This is a genomic window from Kitasatospora sp. NPDC038210 (genome assembly GCF_055600605.1).
The window spans coordinates 252,218-266,889 of sequence record NZ_JBVJYK010000006.1 but is presented as its reverse complement, the minus strand read 5'-3'; the positions used below and the strand labels follow the sequence as shown (position 1 = coordinate 266,889).

19 protein-coding genes and 1 riboswitch are annotated in these 14,672 nt (G+C 69.3%); of the genes, 6 read left to right on the top strand and 13 right to left on the bottom strand.

Annotated elements, in window-relative coordinates; all coding sequences use genetic code 11:
• The first annotated feature begins 204 nt into the window (after positions 1-204).
• The 3 genes from ACZ7KX_RS15255 (at position 205) to ACZ7KX_RS15245 (ending at position 2,629) form a co-directional block, all read left to right on the top strand.
• Positions 205-1,197, top strand: a complete 993-nt coding sequence (locus ACZ7KX_RS15255) for a tetratricopeptide repeat protein (protein WP_350523010.1) — start codon at positions 205-207, stop codon at positions 1,195-1,197.
• Between the two features lie 53 nt (positions 1,198-1,250).
• The gene (gene def / locus ACZ7KX_RS15250) at positions 1,251-1,892 is read left to right on the top strand and encodes a peptide deformylase (protein ID WP_350523009.1); all 642 of its coding nucleotides are present in this window, start codon (positions 1,251-1,253) and stop codon (positions 1,890-1,892) included.
• Between the two features lie 257 nt (positions 1,893-2,149).
• Positions 2,150-2,629 (top strand): flavodoxin family protein, encoded by a 480-nt coding sequence (locus ACZ7KX_RS15245; RefSeq protein WP_470326833.1) that lies wholly within the window; start codon positions 2,150-2,152, stop codon positions 2,627-2,629.
• 67 nt (positions 2,630-2,696) lie between these two features.
• Here ACZ7KX_RS15245 and ACZ7KX_RS15240 read toward each other — a convergent pair whose 3' ends face one another.
• Positions 2,697-3,752 carry a ferritin-like domain-containing protein gene (locus tag ACZ7KX_RS15240; RefSeq protein WP_470326832.1) on the bottom strand — a complete coding sequence of 352 codons (1,056 nt, stop codon included), beginning with the start codon at positions 3,750-3,752 and terminating at the stop codon, positions 2,697-2,699.
• Positions 3,753-3,953: 201 nt separating this feature from the next.
• Here ACZ7KX_RS15240 and ACZ7KX_RS15235 point away from each other — a divergent pair, with 201 nt between their 5' ends.
• Entirely contained in the window at positions 3,954-4,691 is a 738-nt protein-coding gene (locus tag ACZ7KX_RS15235; protein WP_470326831.1) for an SMI1/KNR4 family protein, read from the top strand.
• Here ACZ7KX_RS15235 and ACZ7KX_RS15230 read toward each other — a convergent pair.
• From ACZ7KX_RS15230 to ACZ7KX_RS15190, 9 genes are all read right to left on the bottom strand, one after another.
• Positions 4,685-5,089: a hypothetical protein gene (locus tag ACZ7KX_RS15230; RefSeq protein WP_470326830.1), complete on the bottom strand. Its 405-nt coding sequence runs from the start codon at positions 5,087-5,089 to the stop codon at positions 4,685-4,687. The two genes, ACZ7KX_RS15235 and ACZ7KX_RS15230, sit on opposite strands and share 7 nt — an antisense overlap.
• A gap of 85 nt (positions 5,090-5,174) precedes the next feature.
• Positions 5,175-5,420, bottom strand: a complete 246-nt coding sequence (locus ACZ7KX_RS15225) for a DUF397 domain-containing protein (protein ID WP_470326829.1) — start codon at positions 5,418-5,420, stop codon at positions 5,175-5,177.
• A gap of 90 nt (positions 5,421-5,510) precedes the next feature.
• Positions 5,511-5,750 (bottom strand): hypothetical protein, encoded by a 240-nt coding sequence (locus tag ACZ7KX_RS15220; RefSeq protein ID WP_470326828.1) that lies wholly within the window; start codon positions 5,748-5,750, stop codon positions 5,511-5,513.
• Between the two features lie 62 nt (positions 5,751-5,812).
• Positions 5,813-6,649: a helix-turn-helix domain-containing protein gene (locus tag ACZ7KX_RS15215; RefSeq protein ID WP_470326827.1), complete on the bottom strand. Its 837-nt coding sequence runs from the start codon at positions 6,647-6,649 to the stop codon at positions 5,813-5,815.
• Positions 6,646-7,173: a DUF6879 family protein gene (locus ACZ7KX_RS15210; RefSeq protein WP_470326826.1), complete on the bottom strand. Its 528-nt coding sequence runs from the start codon at positions 7,171-7,173 to the stop codon at positions 6,646-6,648. The genes ACZ7KX_RS15215 and ACZ7KX_RS15210 overlap by 4 nt, the downstream gene beginning before the upstream one ends.
• The gene (locus ACZ7KX_RS15205) at positions 7,157-7,348 is read right to left on the bottom strand and encodes a hypothetical protein (protein WP_363569437.1); all 192 of its coding nucleotides are present in this window, start codon (positions 7,346-7,348) and stop codon (positions 7,157-7,159) included. Before ACZ7KX_RS15205 ends, ACZ7KX_RS15210 begins: the two co-directional genes overlap by 17 nt.
• A 277-nt stretch (positions 7,349-7,625) precedes the next feature.
• Complete coding sequence (locus tag ACZ7KX_RS15200; protein WP_470326825.1) at positions 7,626-8,132, bottom strand: DUF6879 family protein; 507 nt, start codon at positions 8,130-8,132, stop codon at positions 7,626-7,628.
• A gap of 167 nt (positions 8,133-8,299) precedes the next feature.
• On the bottom strand, positions 8,300-8,539 hold the full coding sequence (locus tag ACZ7KX_RS15195) for a hypothetical protein (RefSeq protein ID WP_470326824.1): 240 nt from the start codon (positions 8,537-8,539) through the stop codon (positions 8,300-8,302).
• A 29-nt stretch (positions 8,540-8,568) separates the two neighbouring features.
• Positions 8,569-9,009, bottom strand: coding sequence for an ATP-binding protein (locus tag ACZ7KX_RS15190; RefSeq protein ID WP_470326823.1), 441 nt, complete (start codon positions 9,007-9,009; stop codon positions 8,569-8,571).
• 229 nt (positions 9,010-9,238) lie between these two features.
• Here ACZ7KX_RS15190 and ACZ7KX_RS15185 point away from each other — a divergent pair, with 229 nt between their 5' ends.
• Together ACZ7KX_RS15185 and ACZ7KX_RS15180 are read left to right on the top strand one after the other, a co-directional pair.
• The gene (locus ACZ7KX_RS15185; protein ID WP_470326822.1) at positions 9,239-10,108 is read left to right on the top strand and encodes a helix-turn-helix domain-containing protein; all 870 of its coding nucleotides are present in this window, start codon (positions 9,239-9,241) and stop codon (positions 10,106-10,108) included.
• Positions 10,101-10,322, top strand: a complete 222-nt coding sequence (locus ACZ7KX_RS15180) for a DUF397 domain-containing protein (protein ID WP_470326821.1) — start codon at positions 10,101-10,103, stop codon at positions 10,320-10,322. The genes ACZ7KX_RS15185 and ACZ7KX_RS15180 overlap by 8 nt, the downstream gene beginning before the upstream one ends.
• A gap of 53 nt (positions 10,323-10,375) precedes the next feature.
• Here the strand turns inward: ACZ7KX_RS15180 and ACZ7KX_RS15175 are convergent, their stop codons facing one another.
• From ACZ7KX_RS15175 to ACZ7KX_RS15165, 3 genes are all read right to left on the bottom strand, one after another.
• Complete coding sequence (locus ACZ7KX_RS15175) at positions 10,376-10,849, bottom strand: hypothetical protein (protein WP_470326820.1); 474 nt, start codon at positions 10,847-10,849, stop codon at positions 10,376-10,378.
• Positions 10,850-10,930: 81 nt separating this feature from the next.
• On the bottom strand, positions 10,931-11,926 hold the full coding sequence (locus ACZ7KX_RS15170; protein ID WP_396544739.1) for a ribonucleotide-diphosphate reductase subunit beta: 996 nt from the start codon (positions 11,924-11,926) through the stop codon (positions 10,931-10,933).
• A gap of 20 nt (positions 11,927-11,946) precedes the next feature.
• Complete coding sequence (locus ACZ7KX_RS15165) at positions 11,947-14,346, bottom strand: ribonucleoside-diphosphate reductase subunit alpha (protein ID WP_470326972.1); 2,400 nt, start codon at positions 14,344-14,346, stop codon at positions 11,947-11,949.
• Between the two features lie 191 nt (positions 14,347-14,537).
• Positions 14,538-14,669: riboswitch (cobalamin riboswitch) on the bottom strand.
• Between the last annotated feature and the right edge of the window lie 3 nt (positions 14,670-14,672).

Below are 14,672 nucleotides of genomic sequence, written 5' to 3'. Positions count from 1 at the left end.
GGGTTGAGAGGGCGCGGCCGGGCGGGCAGGCTGGGGAGGGGCGGGCCCCAACCTCGGCGGTGGGGAGCGCGGGCGGGGGCGGGCGTGGTTGGATGCGGTCGTAGCGTGGAACACCGACCCGGAGCGCCGGGCCCGGTACGCCGTCCGAGGCGGTACGGGCACGGTGGCACGGGACTTGAGCGGACGACGACGGCAGGGACGAACGTGAGGATCTTCCACCGGGCACGGCACCGGCCGTCCGCCACCTGGCGGCAGACGACCGACCGGGCCTTCACGCTGATCGGCGACGGTCGCTACGAGGACGCCGGCGCGCTGCTGGTGATGGCCGCCGACCTGGAGCCGTGGCTCTCCGACTCGTGGTTCAACCTCGCCCTCCTGCACAAGTTCCGCCGCGACTGGGAGCAGGCCCGCTCGGCCGGCCTGCGCGCCGTCGCCCTGCTGGACCGCGAACACGGCGCCCCCGACTGGTGGAACCTCGGCATCACCGCCACCGCCCTGCAGGACTGGCCGCTGGCCCGCCGCGCCTGGCAGGCGTACGGGCTCAAGCTGTCCGGCGGCCCCGGCGGGCAGCCGGACGGCCCGGTCAGCCTGGACCTCGGCACCACCCCGGTGCGGCTCTCCCCGGACGGCGAGTCCGAGGTGGTCTGGGGCCGCCGCCTGGACCCGGCCCGGATCGAGGTCCTCTCCATCCCGCTGCCCTCCTCCGGCCGCCGCTGGGGCGAGGTGGTGCTGCACGACGGCGCCCCGCACGGCGAGCGGGTCACCGACGGCGTCGCCTACCCGGTGTTCGACGAGATCGAGCTCTGGGCCCCCTCCCCGGTGCCGACCTACGTGGTGCTGCTGCAGGCCGCGACGGCCGGGGACCGCGACGCGCTGGAGCGGCTGGTCGCCGACGCCGGCTACGCGGCCGAGGACTGGACCTCGTCGGTACGGCTGCTCTGCCGCGCCTGCTCGGAGAGCCGGATGGCCTCCGACGACGGCGTCGCGGCCCACCACGACCCGCACGACGACGGCGACGCCGCGCACCCCGGCCACCTCAGCCACCTCAGCCAGGGCGGCGCGGCCGGGATGTCCTGGCTGGTCGAGCGCGAGTGCGGGATCGCCGCACCCGCCCACCTGGTGCGCACCCTGCTGGACCGCTGGGTCGCGGCCTCCCCGGGGACCCGGGCGTACCGGGATCTCGAAGAGGTCTGCTGAACCCCGCTGAGTACCCTGGTGAGGTACGCGTAGGACCTATGGAAGCGGAAGACATGGCGGAGCAGGCCGAGCAGCACGAGCACGAGCACGACGTGGAGGGGGCGGCGCCCGAGGCTCCCGTGAAGGTGATCGGTGAGGAGCCCGACCTCGGCAAGGGCACCGCCCGTCCGATCACCGTCGTCGGCAACCCCGTCCTGCACCGCGAGGTCAAGGACGTCACCGCCTTCGACGACGAGCTCTCCGCGCTGATCGACGACATGTTCCAGTCGATGTACGCCGCCGAGGGCGTCGGCCTCGCCGCCAACCAGATCGGCGTGGACCTCAAGGTCTTCGTCTACGACTGCCCGGACGACGAGGGCGTGCGCCACATCGGCCACGTGATCAACCCCAAGCTGGAGGAGTACCCGGCCGACCGGCGCCGGGTCCTCGACGACGGCAACGAGGGCTGCCTGTCCGTCCCCACCGCGTACGCCGAGCTGCCGCGCCCGGACTTCGCCGCCGTGACCGGCGTCGACAAGGACGGCAAGCCGATCCGCGTCGAGGGCACCGGCTTCTTCGCCCGCTGCCTGCAGCACGAGACCGACCACCTGTACGGCACCCTCTACATCGACAAGCTGTCGAAGCGCGACCGCAAGGACGCCCTGAAGCAGATGGCCGAGGGCACCCCGAAGTACGCGACCGTGCCGAACGCCTGACGGCGGAGCGGTGGTTGCCGGAGGCCGGCGCGGACACGTCCGCGCCGGCCTCCGGCGTTTCCGGCCTCCGGCGTTTCCGGCCTCCGGCGTTTCCGGCCTCCGGCGTTTCCGGCCTCCGGCGTTTCCGGCCTCCGGCGTGTTCTGCCGGCGGTGCGCGTCCTCGCCGACGATGTCACGTCCTCGTGCCGCGTCCGGTCTACCCGGTGGGAGTGACCGAGCGTGTGACCGAGTGAGTGACCGTGCGAAGGAGATCCGTCATGAGGGCCGTCATCGTGTGCGCGTCCGTGTCCCACGGCAACACCCGGAGGATCGCCGAGGCCATGGGCCGGGTCCTGTCGGCCCCGGTCGTCGAGCCCGAGCAGGTCGATCCGGTGGAGCTGGCCGGCTACGACCTGGTGGGGTTCGGCTCGGGGATCTTCACCGGGCGGTTCCACCCCCGGCTGCGCGACTTCGTCCGGGCGGTCCCGCGGGGGCAGCGGGGCAGGGCGTTCGTGTTCGCCACCAGCGGGCTGCCGGAGCTGCCGGTCCGGCCCTTCACGCGTCCGCTCGTGCGGGCCCTGGAACAGAAGGGCTTCGAGGTGGCCGACGCCTTCTCCTGCCGGGGCTTCGACACCTGGCTCCCGTTCAGGCTCGTCGGCGGCCTCAACAAGGCGCGGCCGGGAGCGGAGGACCTGGCGGCGGCGCGGGCGTTCGCCGAGGGGCTGGGGGCCCGGGGCCCCGAAGACGGCGGGAGGTAGGCGGGAGGCGGGGCGGGGGCCGGTGCGGCGGACGGTGCCGCACCGGCCCCGGGGTCGGGTCGGGGCGCTACGGGAGGAAGAGCCACTCCGGGCCGTAGGTGAAGCGGGGGTCGGCGGGCAGCTTGATCGCGTTCAACTGCTGTGCGGTGCCGCCCAGGTCGCTCATGTGTCCGATCGCCTCGAAGAGCGAGTTCGGGTGGCCGCCCCAGGCCGATTCGAGGGCGCGCAGCATGTCGCTGTAGGTCGTGTTGAAGTCGTGCAGCAGGGCGGCGGTGGCCTGGTCGGGCTCGTTGCCGGGGGAGTTGGCCCAGCCGCCGGCGGGCACCCGGGCGACCGGTGAGGTGTCCGGGAGCGGGAGGTCGGGCCCGGCGAACTCGAACTTCCCGGTCTGGTCGTCGAAGATCAGCTTCTTTCCGACGGCGATCTCCTTGAAGGCGTAGTAGTGGGCGAGTTCGCCCGGCTGACCGGGGAAGGGGTTGTCCGGGGAGGCGTCGGTGCCCTCGCCCTGGGTCCGGATGATGTCGATCGCCTTCAGCACGTCGTCGATGGTGTTCATCGCGACGATGTCGTTGCCGGTGCCGTGCTGCGACCCGAGCGGGAAGGTCACCTGGTTCTGCCCGGTCAGCAGATGGGCGAACTTCGGGAAGACGTTGGCGATGCGCTGGTAGAAGGCGCCGATCGTGTTGCCGTCGGCGGCGAAGGCGAGCGGGTTCTCGGGTTTCTCGATGTCGGAGAAGAGCGTGGCCGACTCCCGGCTCAGCCCGCTGAGGAAGACCTCCAGGCCCGGGTTGACCCCGCCCGGCAGCTCGCCCGGGTACTTGGGGACGGTGAGCGGGTCCTTGAGGACGACCGTGCCGCCGATGCTGGTGAGCATGTTGCAGACCAGGCCGAAGTGCGACATCTCGTCGAAGACGATCTCGCGGATGGTGTGGCGGACCGGCTTGCTGTTGTCCTGATCGGTGATCGACCAGAGGGCGGTGGCGTAGGGCGGGATGGTGGAGAGCTCCAGCATGATCGCCCGCTGCAGCGCCTCCTTGAGCTCCTGCTCCGTCCAGTCCTCCTCGGCCATGCTCATGAGCTGGACGATCGCGTCGCTCTCGTAGTCCAGGATTCCGGTCGTCACGGTGGGCCCCTTTCGTTCGGCGTGCTCGTTCGGCCGTGCGCCGGACGGTAACCGGGGCGCGGGCCTCCGCAGGCGCGGAATGTCGGTGTGGCCTCGGAGTTCATCCGGACGGGCGGGGCGGGGGCACCTGTCGGAGCGGGGATGCCGGCCACCGCCTCGGGCGGTCCGGACGATGTCGTGGTGCCCGGGTACCGTACCGGGGTGCCCAGGACATTCGATCTTCCAACCGAGTTGGCCGCCTCGCTCGCCGGCCCGGCCGCCGCCTGGCGGTTCGTCGAACGGTTCGCCACACATCTCGGCGCACCGGTCGAGGCGACGGACGGTTGCACGGAGGAGGAGCTCGCCGCCGCCGAACAGCGCCTCGGCCTGCGGCTGCCCGGCGCGCTGAGGGAGGCGTACGGGAGGTTCGGGCGGCGGTTCGACCTGTTCGGGGGCCAGGAGCAGTGGATCCCGCTGGAGGACGTGGAGGTGGAGGACGGGGTCCTCGTCTTCCTGGCCGAGAGGTACTGGTACTGGGCGGTCGGGATCCGGGTCGCACAGGCCGTCGACGACGACCCGCCCCTGGTGACCGACGCGACCCCGGGCGACCCCGCGGAAGCCGTCTGGCAGCCGATGGCCGACCGCTTCTCCGCCGCCTTCGTGGAGTCGGTGCTGAACGGGAACCTCCTCTGCGACGACATGGGCGGGATGCGTCGGGAGATGGTGCCCGGCGACCTCGACCACGTGCAGCGGGAGTTCACCCCGATGCCGCCCTTCGAGGACGGGCCGGAGGAGGACGGCTGCCGGTGGTACGCGGGGCCGGACGTGCTCGTCTGCGTCGACCGGACGGACCCCGACGTCCGGCTGGGCTGGATCTGCGTCCGGGCCTTCAACCGACAGGCACTCGACGGGATGTGTGCTGCCCTGCGGGGTGACTGGACCTACACCATGAACTACTGAGCGAGCCGGCCGGTCGGGCAGGGGAGGGCCGGCCAGGTCCTGTTGGGGCACACGATCACGTAGTGGCCCGACCACCGGGTGCCGGACACCCAGCGGGACCAGACCACGTCGGAGGCCCGGGTCAGCTGGTCCTGGGCAAGCCTCTGGCGTGCGGTGATCGGGAGCCACGGGTCACCGCCGGGCGTGTGCTGCTCGTAGCGCCCCGCGAGCCAGTCGACGGCGTCCGCCGGGTGCCGCCAGGTGGCTCGGATCTGGGCCGGCGGGCGCAGCAGCCACCAGCCCGTCATCATCGGTGGCAGCTCCGAGAGGCCGAACCGCGTGGCCTCGACCGGTCGGCGCTCCGACTCCTTGGCGAGCAGTCGGCCGTCACCGGCCCACTCGTAGCCGTGGAAGTGCAACGTCGCTTCTCCTCGGAGGAGTTGGTGCCCCGGCCGCCCGCTCGGGACTGCGGGCGGCCGAGGGTGTCAAGGGAACGCGCACGCCTCAGACCGAGAGGCCGAACCGCGCCGGGTCGATCCCGGCCTCGGTCAGCTCCTCGGCCGTGAACAGCAGCGGTTCCCGGTCGGGCCGCTTGCTGTCGCCGAGGGCGAAGACACCCGGGGCGTCGGGCACGGTGCCGAGGGTCACGCAGGTCTCGGAGCCGTCGTCACCTCCGCCCTGGTTGCCACCGCACGCGCGGGTGAACTCGACCTGCGAGAGGTCGAGTTCGTACAGGTTGCGCTCAGTCATTGCCTGCACCTTCCGGTATCGCTCGGGGCACGGAACGGCCCCGCTCCGCCCAGGAGTTGGGCGGAAGTGTGAGGGAGAATCCGCGAGAGGTCAGCCCCACAGGCTGATGCGGGTGGTGAGCTGGTCGACCGGCACTTGGCGCGGCGTGGCGTCCGGCTCGAACAACGGCCGGACCAGGGCCCGGCCGTCCTCGGCGCCGACGATCTCGACCAGGCCGCCGGTGGTGAGGTCCTTGCGGATCGGGTTGTTGTCGATCCGCTCCATGAGTTCCGCGTGCGTGCGGCGATGCGGCGCGGGCGTGGTCGGCTGTGCGGAACCGGCAGCGGGCATGGAGGAACTCCCGTGACTCGCGGATCGTTTCGGTGAGCCACCAAGTTACGGGGGAGTCGTGGCTATTCCTGCACGATTTCCTGTTCGCGCAAGAACTCGTCCCGGATTGTTTCGAGCATGCGCCGCGTCTCCTCTCCGGAAAGAGCAGTGCCGGAGAACCTGTTGAACTTGCGCACGTACAGCTCGACATCGCGCGGGTCGGTTACCGAAAGTTCGGCATGCACGGTCTCGACCGTGACCATGCGGTCATCGCGGATCACAAAGGAGTGCGACGGAACATCGGACTGAGGGGCGGCCAACGGAACAACTCTGATGTCCACGTGGTCGAGACGGGAAACGGAGATGATGCGGTCCAGCTGTCCGGCCATCATCACTGCGGGAACGAGGCGCCACCGAAGAACGGACTCGGTGACGACGAACCGCAGCGTCTTGGTGGCGTCGTAGAGGAACTGTTGTCTCGCCAGCCGCGCTGAAATCGTCCGAGACAGCTGATCCGCGCCGAGGTTCTTCCCCTCGAATACGGCTCGTACGTATTCGGGGGTCTGGAGTAGCCCGGGAACGAGAGATGGCTGGAACAGTCGGAGAAGAGTGGTCGAGTCGTCCAGCGCCTTGATCTGCTGCTGCTTGCGGTGGTACCCCATGCGTCGGACCAGGCGCCAGGCCGTCGCCTCGGTAGCCTCTGCTCTCGCGGCGGCCATGTATTCGGCCTTGACCTCATCGGACACGCCTATGGCTGCCAGGATGCGTTCCACGTCCACGACAGTGGGCGGCACCTTGCCGGTCTCGATCTTGCTCAACTTGCTCGGAGACATGACAGCGCCACGGGCCACGGCTTTGGCTTCCTTGCCGGAAGCCTGCCGAAGTTCCCGCAGCGCTGCCCCGAGCCGTGTTCTGTTCATTCGCCGTGCTCGGCCCACCAGTCCGTGAACGGGACGGAGTTCGTCATCGCGATGTCACGGTACGCCTTGAACCGGTCGATCACGGCGCCGGTGCGGAACTCGGCTCCGAGATACTTTCCGTTGCCGTCATATGCCATCTCGGCAGCCGTCTCCTCATCGAAGAGCCAGAAGTCCGGGGCCCCGGCAACGGGGTTCTCCTCATCCGTGACGTCAAGGATGAAGAACTCCTCGCCGGCTGCCATGTTCCGGTGGTAGCCCCATGCCAGTTCGAACCGGAGGTATTCCGTGAGCGGGCGCGAGAGGACGTGCACCCGATACATGCGCCTACCGGACCGAGTGGCATTGGCCACGGTCTTGACCCAGGCGGCGGTCTTGAAGCTCTCCGGCTGTCCCTCGCCCGCGAGGAAGGCGTGATAGGCATCCACTCCGCCGGACTGACTGTAGTCGTCCAGTGTTTCCAGCCGGAACGCCTCTCGGCCGAAGTCTGAGAACCAGTCTCCGAGGGTCCTAGATGAGGTTGTCACGGATGGCCTTTCGAACGAGTTCGATGGGAATCTCAACGAGGGTCTCGTGACCCGGGACCTGCAGCTCGTGCTCGGTGAGATGCTCGCCTTGAACGGCGAGAGTTCCCCGATCCGTCAGGTAGAGCGTCGGGCAATCGCCGTCTTCACAGGAACCCACAAGCCTTGTCAGCTCCATGCTTCCTCCTCGCTCGGTCTCCCTACGATGCTCCCGAGTTGGGCCGCGCGTAGGCAAGAGGTTCATGTTTCCGGTACTGGAAATCGGTCCAACTTCGAACAGCTGCTCAAGGATTCGACAAGGATGGTGCTGCTTCCCCGGCGGGCCCTTGCGAGGAGCAAGGGCCCGCCGGAACAAGGCGCTGTCGCGCCTCGGGCGGTACGAGAGACGGACATTGGCCGACGTCGTTCGCGTCGGAGGCGTCGCGAGAGATGGCCATGAACCCTTCGACCGGATCTCAATGGGCCGCCGTGTACTCCCCGAAGGGCACGGCGTGAGCCAGGGCGACGTCCCGGTGCTGCCGGTACTCGTGCAGGCTTTCGTCGGGCAGCAGTTCGGCGCCGATGAACTGCCCCGCGTCCGTGTAGTGCATCCGGTAGACCCGGGCATCGTCGAACAGCCAGAAGTCGTGGTCGGGGAGTCCGGCCACCTCCAGATGAGCCGTGTCGATGATGCCGATGGACTCGCCGGCCTTGATGTTGCCGGGGTATGCCGCCAACTCGTAGCGGAGGTAGTCCGACAGGGGTGACCGGAAGACGTGCACCCGGGCCACCTGCTTGCCCAGAGACGTCATGGAGCGGACCCACGGGTTGTCGGAGCAGTCGGGCGGCAATCCCTTGCCTGCGAGGAAGTCCTCGAACTCCTGGCGTTCTTCATCCACGTCGTAGACGGCCAGTGTTTCGAGCCGGAAGGCCGTCCGTTCGAATGTCTCGAAGAGGCGGCCGAAGTCTTCACCCTTGAGCACGGAAGTGTTCCTCCAGAGTGGCGGCACATCGCTGGTGGGGACTGTCCCGCTCGATGCTCCCGACTGCTCGGGAGCGAGGTCAAGGAGGTGATCTTTCCAAGACGGGAAAGCGGTCAGTCGCCTGCCGCCCCCGCCCGGCGTGGGTGCCGGGCGGGGGACGGGGGAGTTCAGGGGGTGTGGGTGGTGATGGTGATGGGGTGGGCGGTCACGCCGGGCATGTCGCCGAGGTAGAGGGTGGTGCTCCAGCTGCCGCCCCTGGTGAGGCGGCGGGCGATGCCGCCACCGCCGCTCGGGCCGATGCAGAGGCGCATGAGGTCCCGGTGGGCCTCGCGGACCGGGAGTTCGCGCACCCGCTCCCAGAGGACGGGCAACGCGTGGTCGAGCGTGGGGAATTCGACGGTCGCCATGATGCCCGCGATCCCGGCCCGGACGGCACTCACGCGGCGGCCTGGGCGGGCGGGGCGATGTGGCACCAGACGAACTTCCCGATGCCGCCGGCTCGCGGCGAGCAGCCCCAGCTCTGCGCCAACTCGTGGACGAGCAGCATGCCTCGGCCGGTCTCGGAGGTGGTGGCGGCGTCACGGACGGCGGGCTTCTCGCTGTCGGCGTCGTGCACCTCGATACGCAGGGTGTCGTCCGGGTCGAGGCTGAAGCGGACGAAGATCTGGCGATCGCGCGGGGCCCGGGCGTGCTGGACGGCATTGGTGACCAGCTCGCTGACCAGCAACTCTCCGGTGGGGAGCAGGAGTTCGCCGGATGGGTGGCGGGCCAGGAAGGAGCGGAGCTCCTGACGGGCGGCTCGGGGGGACTTGCGGTGCCGGGGCAGCCAGCAGGTCCGCTCGATGGGGGCGGGGGAGCAGGGGACGGTTTCAGGCATGGCGGGGCCACCTCTGGAGTGTGCGGGTGACAGCAGCTGAAGAAGGCATGGGGATGCCCGGGTGATGAGCCCGCCATGATCACTTTGTGTCGCCTAGCGGACTACGTTGAGTAGCATGCCCTCGGCTTCTTCTGGAGTGCAAGTCTCTACTCTGGAAATGATCAAAGATTGTTGTCGTGGGCTGAGGGCGGCAGACTGGGCAACGCACTCATTGCTGGGAGGTCAACGCGTGCCCGTGAACAGGAATCCGACGGTTCGACAGCGACGGCTTGCTCGAACGCTCAAGGAGCTGCGGGTTGCTGCGCGGATGACGATGGCTCAGTCCGCCAGACAGCTGGACTGTGCCGAGAGCAAGATCAGCCGAATCGAGGCCGCGCAGTCCGGAATCCGGCTCGTGGACCTTCGGCTGCTGCTCGACCTCTACGGCGTGACGGATCCGGCGACACGTAGCCGGCTGGAGGACCTGTCGCGGGACGGGCGCCTGCGTGGCTGGTGGGACCGGTACGCGGACGCGCTGTCGCCCCTCTATGCCGACTACATTTCATTGGAGGCTGATGCCTCGGACGCCTACAGCGTGGAGACTTTTCTTGTCCCGGGGCTCTTGCAGACCGAGGACTACACGCGGGCTGTCGTGCGAGCGCAGATAGAGGACGCCACTGCGGATCAGGTCGAGCAGCTGACGAAGGTCCGGCTGGAGCGGCGAGCGGTGCTGACGCGTGAGTCTCCGCTCCGGCTCTGGGTTGTGCTGTCGGAGTCCGTGCTGAAGCACCAGATCGGTGGGCGAGCGGTGATGCGAGAGCAGCTCGACTACCTGGTCCTCATGGCAGACCAGCCCAACATCAACATCCAGGTGCTGCCGGAGGAGTCGGATGTCCATGCCGCCCTGTTCGGGCCGCTCGTCATCCTGAGCTTCCCCGAGAGCACTGAGACGGACGTCGTGTACGTGGACGGCCTCCTCAGCACGCTCTACATCGAGGAGCCGGGAGAGGTCTTCAAGTACTCCAACCTGTTCCGGCGGGCGCTGGCCGAGTCACTGCCTCGGAAGGAATCGGTCGCGTTCATCGAGCGCATCGCGAAAGGAAAGCACAGCGATGAGTAGCCTCCCGGAGGGCGCGGTCGCTGCTGACCTCGTCTGGCGAAAGTCATCGTTCTCGGGCGCGCAGAGCAACTGTGTGGAGATCGCGGTCGGTGTGACCGGCGTCGTGCCGGTCCGGGACTCGAAGGACCCTGCGGGGCCGGTTCTCGCCTTCCCGGCCGATGCCTGGTCGTCCTTCCTCTCCGGGGTCAAGTCCGGGGACTTTCCGACCGACTAAAACAACAGTGGTGCCCCGCACGGGCTGTGGCCGTGCGGGGCACCACTGTTCCCTCAGCTGAAGTTGTCGACCCAGAAGAAGACGGTCCGCAGGACCGCGCCCGGGGCGCCGGCGCCGAAGCCCAGCACCATGGCCTGGCCGACCGCGACGTCCGTCGGGTCGATGCCCTGGGACCAGGTGACCTTGGCATCGAGACCGGGGATGGTGTTCCCCGGGGCGTACGAGCGGAACGATCCGCGCGCGTGGGCGATGAGGCTGCCGTTGCGGCGCAGTTCGGCCCGGCGGAGGCTGGTCGACCTCAGCTCGTAGCTCCGGTCGCCCAGAACCGCCGTACGGATACGGGCCTTCCGGCTGGTCGGGACGTTGTGGCCGTTGATGTTCATCGCGCCGTGCTCGCGGTCGGGCACCACCGTGACGGTGGGCATCCCCGCCCCCTGCACCCGGGCCACGACGGACGGCCAGCGGTCATGACTGACCTGTATCGGCCCGAACGGGCCGTTGATCACACGCTGTTGGAGCTTGGACATGCCTGGGTATCCCCCGAACCCTGAGAACCGACAGCGGAGCCGCCATGACGGCGGCTCCGCTGTTCGTCGAACGTTGTCGACTTAGAAATCGTCGTCGAAGGAGACCGAACCCTCGACCGCGACCTGGTACGCCGAGACGCGCCGCTCGAAGAAGTTGGTCAGCTCCTGGACGTTCTGCAGCTCCATGAAGCCGAACGGGTTGGTCGACCCGTACCGGATCGGCAGACCCAGACGCGCCAGGCGCTGGTCGGCCACCGCCTGCAGGTACTCCCGCATCGAGGCGGTGTTCATGCCCGGCAGGCCCTCACCGCACAGGTCCTGGGCGAACTGGAGCTCGGCCTCGACGGCCTCCTCCAGCATCTCCGTGACCTGCTTGGCCATCTCGTCGTCGAAGAGGTCGGGCTCCTCCTCGCGGACGGTGTCCACCACCGAGAACGCGAAGTCCATGTGCATGGACTCGTCGCGGAACACCCAGTTGGTACCCGTGGCCAGGCCGTGCAGCAGGCCGCGCGACCGGAACCAGTACACGTACGCGAACGCGCCGTAGAAGAACAGGCCCTCGACGCACGCCGCGAAGCAGATCAGGTTGAGCAGGAACGCCCGCCTGTCCTCCTTCGTCTGCAGCGAGTCGATGTGGTCGACCGCGTTCATGTACTTGAAGCAGAACTGCGCCTTCTGGTGGATGGAGGGGATGTTCTCCACCGCGGCGAAGGCCGCGTTGCGGTCCTCCGGGTCCGGAAGGTAGGTGTCCAGCAGCGTCAGGTAGAACTGGACGTGCACGGCCTCCTCGAACAGCTGGCGCGACAGGTACAGGCGCGCCTCCGGGGAGTTGATGTGCTTGTAGAGGCTCAGCACCACGTTGTTCGCGACGATCGAGTCACCGGTCGCGAAGAAGGCGACCAGCCGGCCGATCATGTGCCGCTCGCCCTCGCTCAGCTTGGCGAGGTCGGCGACGTCGGAGTGCAGGTCCACCTCCTCCACGGTCCAGGTGTTCTTGATCGCGTCCCGGTACCGGTCGTAGAACGACGGGTAGCGCATCGGGCGCAGGGTCAGCTCGAAGCCGGGGTCGAGCAGCATCTTGCGGTCGTCGGGGGTGCTCACTGGCAGGCCTCGCAGGACTCGGGGTTCTCCAGGGAGCAGGCGATGGCGTCCTGCTCGGCCTGGGTCATGGTGGGGGCGGGGACCGGCACGGCGCTGCGGGCGGCACCGGAGGCGGCCTGGGCGATGCGGGTCGCGGGGCGCGAGCGCAGGTAGTAGGTGGTCTTCAGACCCACCTTCCACGCGTAGGCGTACATCGAGCTCAGCTTGCCGATGGTCGGCGCCGCCATGAACAGGTTCAGCGACTGGCTCTGGTCCAGGTACGGCATGCGGGCCGCGGCCAGGTCGATCAGCGCGCGCTGCGGCAGCTCCCAGGCCGTCCGGTAGAGCGAGCGGACCTCGGCCGGCAGCCAGTTCAGCTCCTGGACGGAGCCGTTGGCGTCGCGCAGCGAGTCGCGGGTCTGCTGGTCCCAGACGCCGAGCTCCTTGAGCTCGCGCACCAGGTACGGGTTGACCTGAAGGAACTCGCCGCTGAGCGTCTCGCGCTTGAACAGGTTGGACACCTGCGGCTCGATGCACTCGTACACGCCGGCGATGGACGCGATGGTCGCGGTCGGCGCGATGGCCAGCAGCAGCGAGTTGCGCAGGCCGGTCTCGGCGATCCGGGCGCGCAGCGCGCTCCACCGGTCGGCCCACTGCGGGGCGGCCGTCGGGAAGTGGTCGATGTGCAGCTCGCCGCGGGCGGCGCGGGTCTCGCCGTACGCCTCGTGGCGGCCCAGCTGCTCGGCCAGGTCGGCGGAGCGCTCGTACGCGGTGAGCATGATGCGCTCGGCGATGAGCGTGGACAGCCGCGCGGCCTGCGCGGAGTCGAAGTCGATCCGCAGCTTGAAGAAGACGTCCTGGAGGCCCATCACGCCGAGGCCGACCGGGCGCCAGCGGGAGTTGGACGTCCCGGCCTCGGTGGTCGGGTAGAAGTTGATGTCCACCACGCGGTCGAGGAAGGTGACGGCGGTGCGGACGGTGGCGTCGAGGCGCTCCCAGTCCATCGCGCCGAGCAGGTCGTCCGCGGAGGCGCCGACGGCCACGTGCGCACCGAGGTTGACCGAACCCAGGTTGCAGACGGCGGTCTCGGAGTCGTCCGTGACCTCCAGGATCTCGGTGCACAGGTTGGAGGAGTGCACCGTGCGGCCCGGCAGCGCGGTCTGGTTGGCGGCGCGGTTGGAGGCGTCCTTGAAGGTCATCCAGCCGTTGCCGGTCTGCGCCAGGGTGCGCATCATGCGGGCGTAGAGGGTCTGCGCCGGGATGGTGCGGACGGCCTTGCCGGCCTGCTCGGCCTTGCGGTAGGCCTCGTCGAACTCCTCGCCCCACAGGTCGACCAGCTCGGGCACGTCGGCCGGGGAGAACAGCGACCAGTCCGCGTTGGCGTTGACCCGGCGCATGAACTCGTCCGGGATCCAGTGCGCCAGGTTGAGGTTGTGGGTGCGGCGGGCTTCCTCGCCGGTGTTGTCGCGGAGCTCCAGGAACTCCTCGATGTCGGCGTGCCAGGTCTCCAGGTAGACGCACGCGGCGCCCTTGCGGCGGCCGCCCTGGTTGACGGCGGCGACCGAGGAGTCGAGGGTGCGCAGGAACGGCACGATGCCGTTGGACTTGCCGTTGGTGCCGCGGATCAGGCTGCCGCGCGAGCGGATGCGCGAGTAGGACAGGCCGATGCCGCCGGCGTGCTTGGACAGGCGGGCGATCTGCGCGTAGCGGTTGTAGATCGAGTCCAGGTTGTCCAGCGGGGAGTCGAGCAGGTAGCAGCTCGACATCTGCGGGTGGCGGGTGCCGGAGTTGAAGAGCGTCGGCGAGGAGGTGAGGTACTCCAGGCGGCTCATCAGGCCGTACAGCTCGGCCACCTCGCGCACCGACTGCTCGTTGTCGCCGACCGCCAGGCCACAGGCGACGCGGAGCAGGAAGTGCTGCGGGGTCTCGACCACCTTGCGGGTGATCGGGTGGCGCAGCAGGTAGCGGGACTGCACGGTGCGCAGGCCGAAGTACTCGAAGCGGTCGTCGCCCGCGGCGTCGATCAGGGCGTCCAGCGCGGCGGCGTGCTTGGCGACGAAGTCCGCGGTGGTGTCGCCGATCAGGCCCTCGGCGTGGCCGACGGCGATCGAGGCGGAGAAGGACGTGGCGCCCTGGCTGTTCGCCTCGTCGACGATCTCCAGCGCGAGCAGGCGGGCGGCGAGCTTCGAGTACTGGGGGTCCTCGGCGATCATCGACGCGGCGGCGTCCACGGCCAGCCCGCGCAGCTCGGCGAAGTCCGAGCCGGCGTGGCGGCCGCGCAGCGCGGCGGCCGCGACATGGCCGGGGTCGACCTCGGGGAGGTCGACACTGCGGTCGGTGAGCAGCCGCAGCAGGGCGCCGCCGGGGTCGGAGACCTTCGGGTCGATGAAGGCGGTACCGGAGCCCTGGGCGGGCAGGGTGGCTGAGGCAGCGGTGGTCAAGGCGCTCTCTCCTGGCGGCGATCGGCGGCGGTGATCGGAGCCTCGGGCCGGTCGGGGCAGGGGAGCACGGCACGAACGCAAACGGCGTCGCGCGACGGTGTCTCCCCGGCCCGCCCGCGAGGCCCGGAGGGGTGGTGCTTGGTGCTGGCGCGGCCTCTGCGGGAGGGCCGTGGCGCACGCCGCCGGCAGGTACTCGGACTCGCGGGGACAGCTGCTCCAGCCGCCCGCACACCGCTGCGGGGCAGTCCCGGATTCGCACCGGGTTCCCCTGCATCGACAGCAGAAGCGAGCATACATGTAGT

Excerpts from the sequence above, each read along its gene's own strand:
- ACZ7KX_RS15170 (WP_396544739.1), bottom strand. The coding sequence starts at position 11,926 with ATGCTGCTCGACCCCGGCTTCGAGCTGACCCTGCGCCCGATGCGCTAC.
- ACZ7KX_RS15190 (WP_470326823.1), bottom strand. The coding sequence starts at position 9,009 with ATGCCTGAAACCGTCCCCTGCTCCCCCGCCCCCATCGAGCGGACCTGC.
- ACZ7KX_RS15215 (WP_470326827.1), bottom strand. The coding sequence starts at position 6,649 with ATGAACAGAACACGGCTCGGGGCAGCGCTGCGGGAACTTCGGCAGGCT.
- ACZ7KX_RS15225 (WP_470326829.1), bottom strand. The coding sequence starts at position 5,420 with ATGACTGAGCGCAACCTGTACGAACTCGACCTCTCGCAGGTCGAGTTC.
- ACZ7KX_RS15175 (WP_470326820.1), bottom strand. The coding sequence starts at position 10,849 with ATGTCCAAGCTCCAACAGCGTGTGATCAACGGCCCGTTCGGGCCGATA.
- ACZ7KX_RS15205 (WP_363569437.1), bottom strand. The coding sequence starts at position 7,348 with ATGGAGCTGACAAGGCTTGTGGGTTCCTGTGAAGACGGCGATTGCCCG.
- ACZ7KX_RS15245 (WP_470326833.1), top strand. The coding sequence starts at position 2,150 with ATGAGGGCCGTCATCGTGTGCGCGTCCGTGTCCCACGGCAACACCCGG.
- ACZ7KX_RS15180 (WP_470326821.1), top strand. The coding sequence starts at position 10,101 with ATGAGTAGCCTCCCGGAGGGCGCGGTCGCTGCTGACCTCGTCTGGCGA.
- ACZ7KX_RS15220 (WP_470326828.1), bottom strand. The coding sequence starts at position 5,750 with ATGCCCGCTGCCGGTTCCGCACAGCCGACCACGCCCGCGCCGCATCGC.
- ACZ7KX_RS15195 (WP_470326824.1), bottom strand. The coding sequence starts at position 8,539 with ATGGCGACCGTCGAATTCCCCACGCTCGACCACGCGTTGCCCGTCCTC.
- def (WP_350523009.1), top strand. The coding sequence starts at position 1,251 with ATGGCGGAGCAGGCCGAGCAGCACGAGCACGAGCACGACGTGGAGGGG.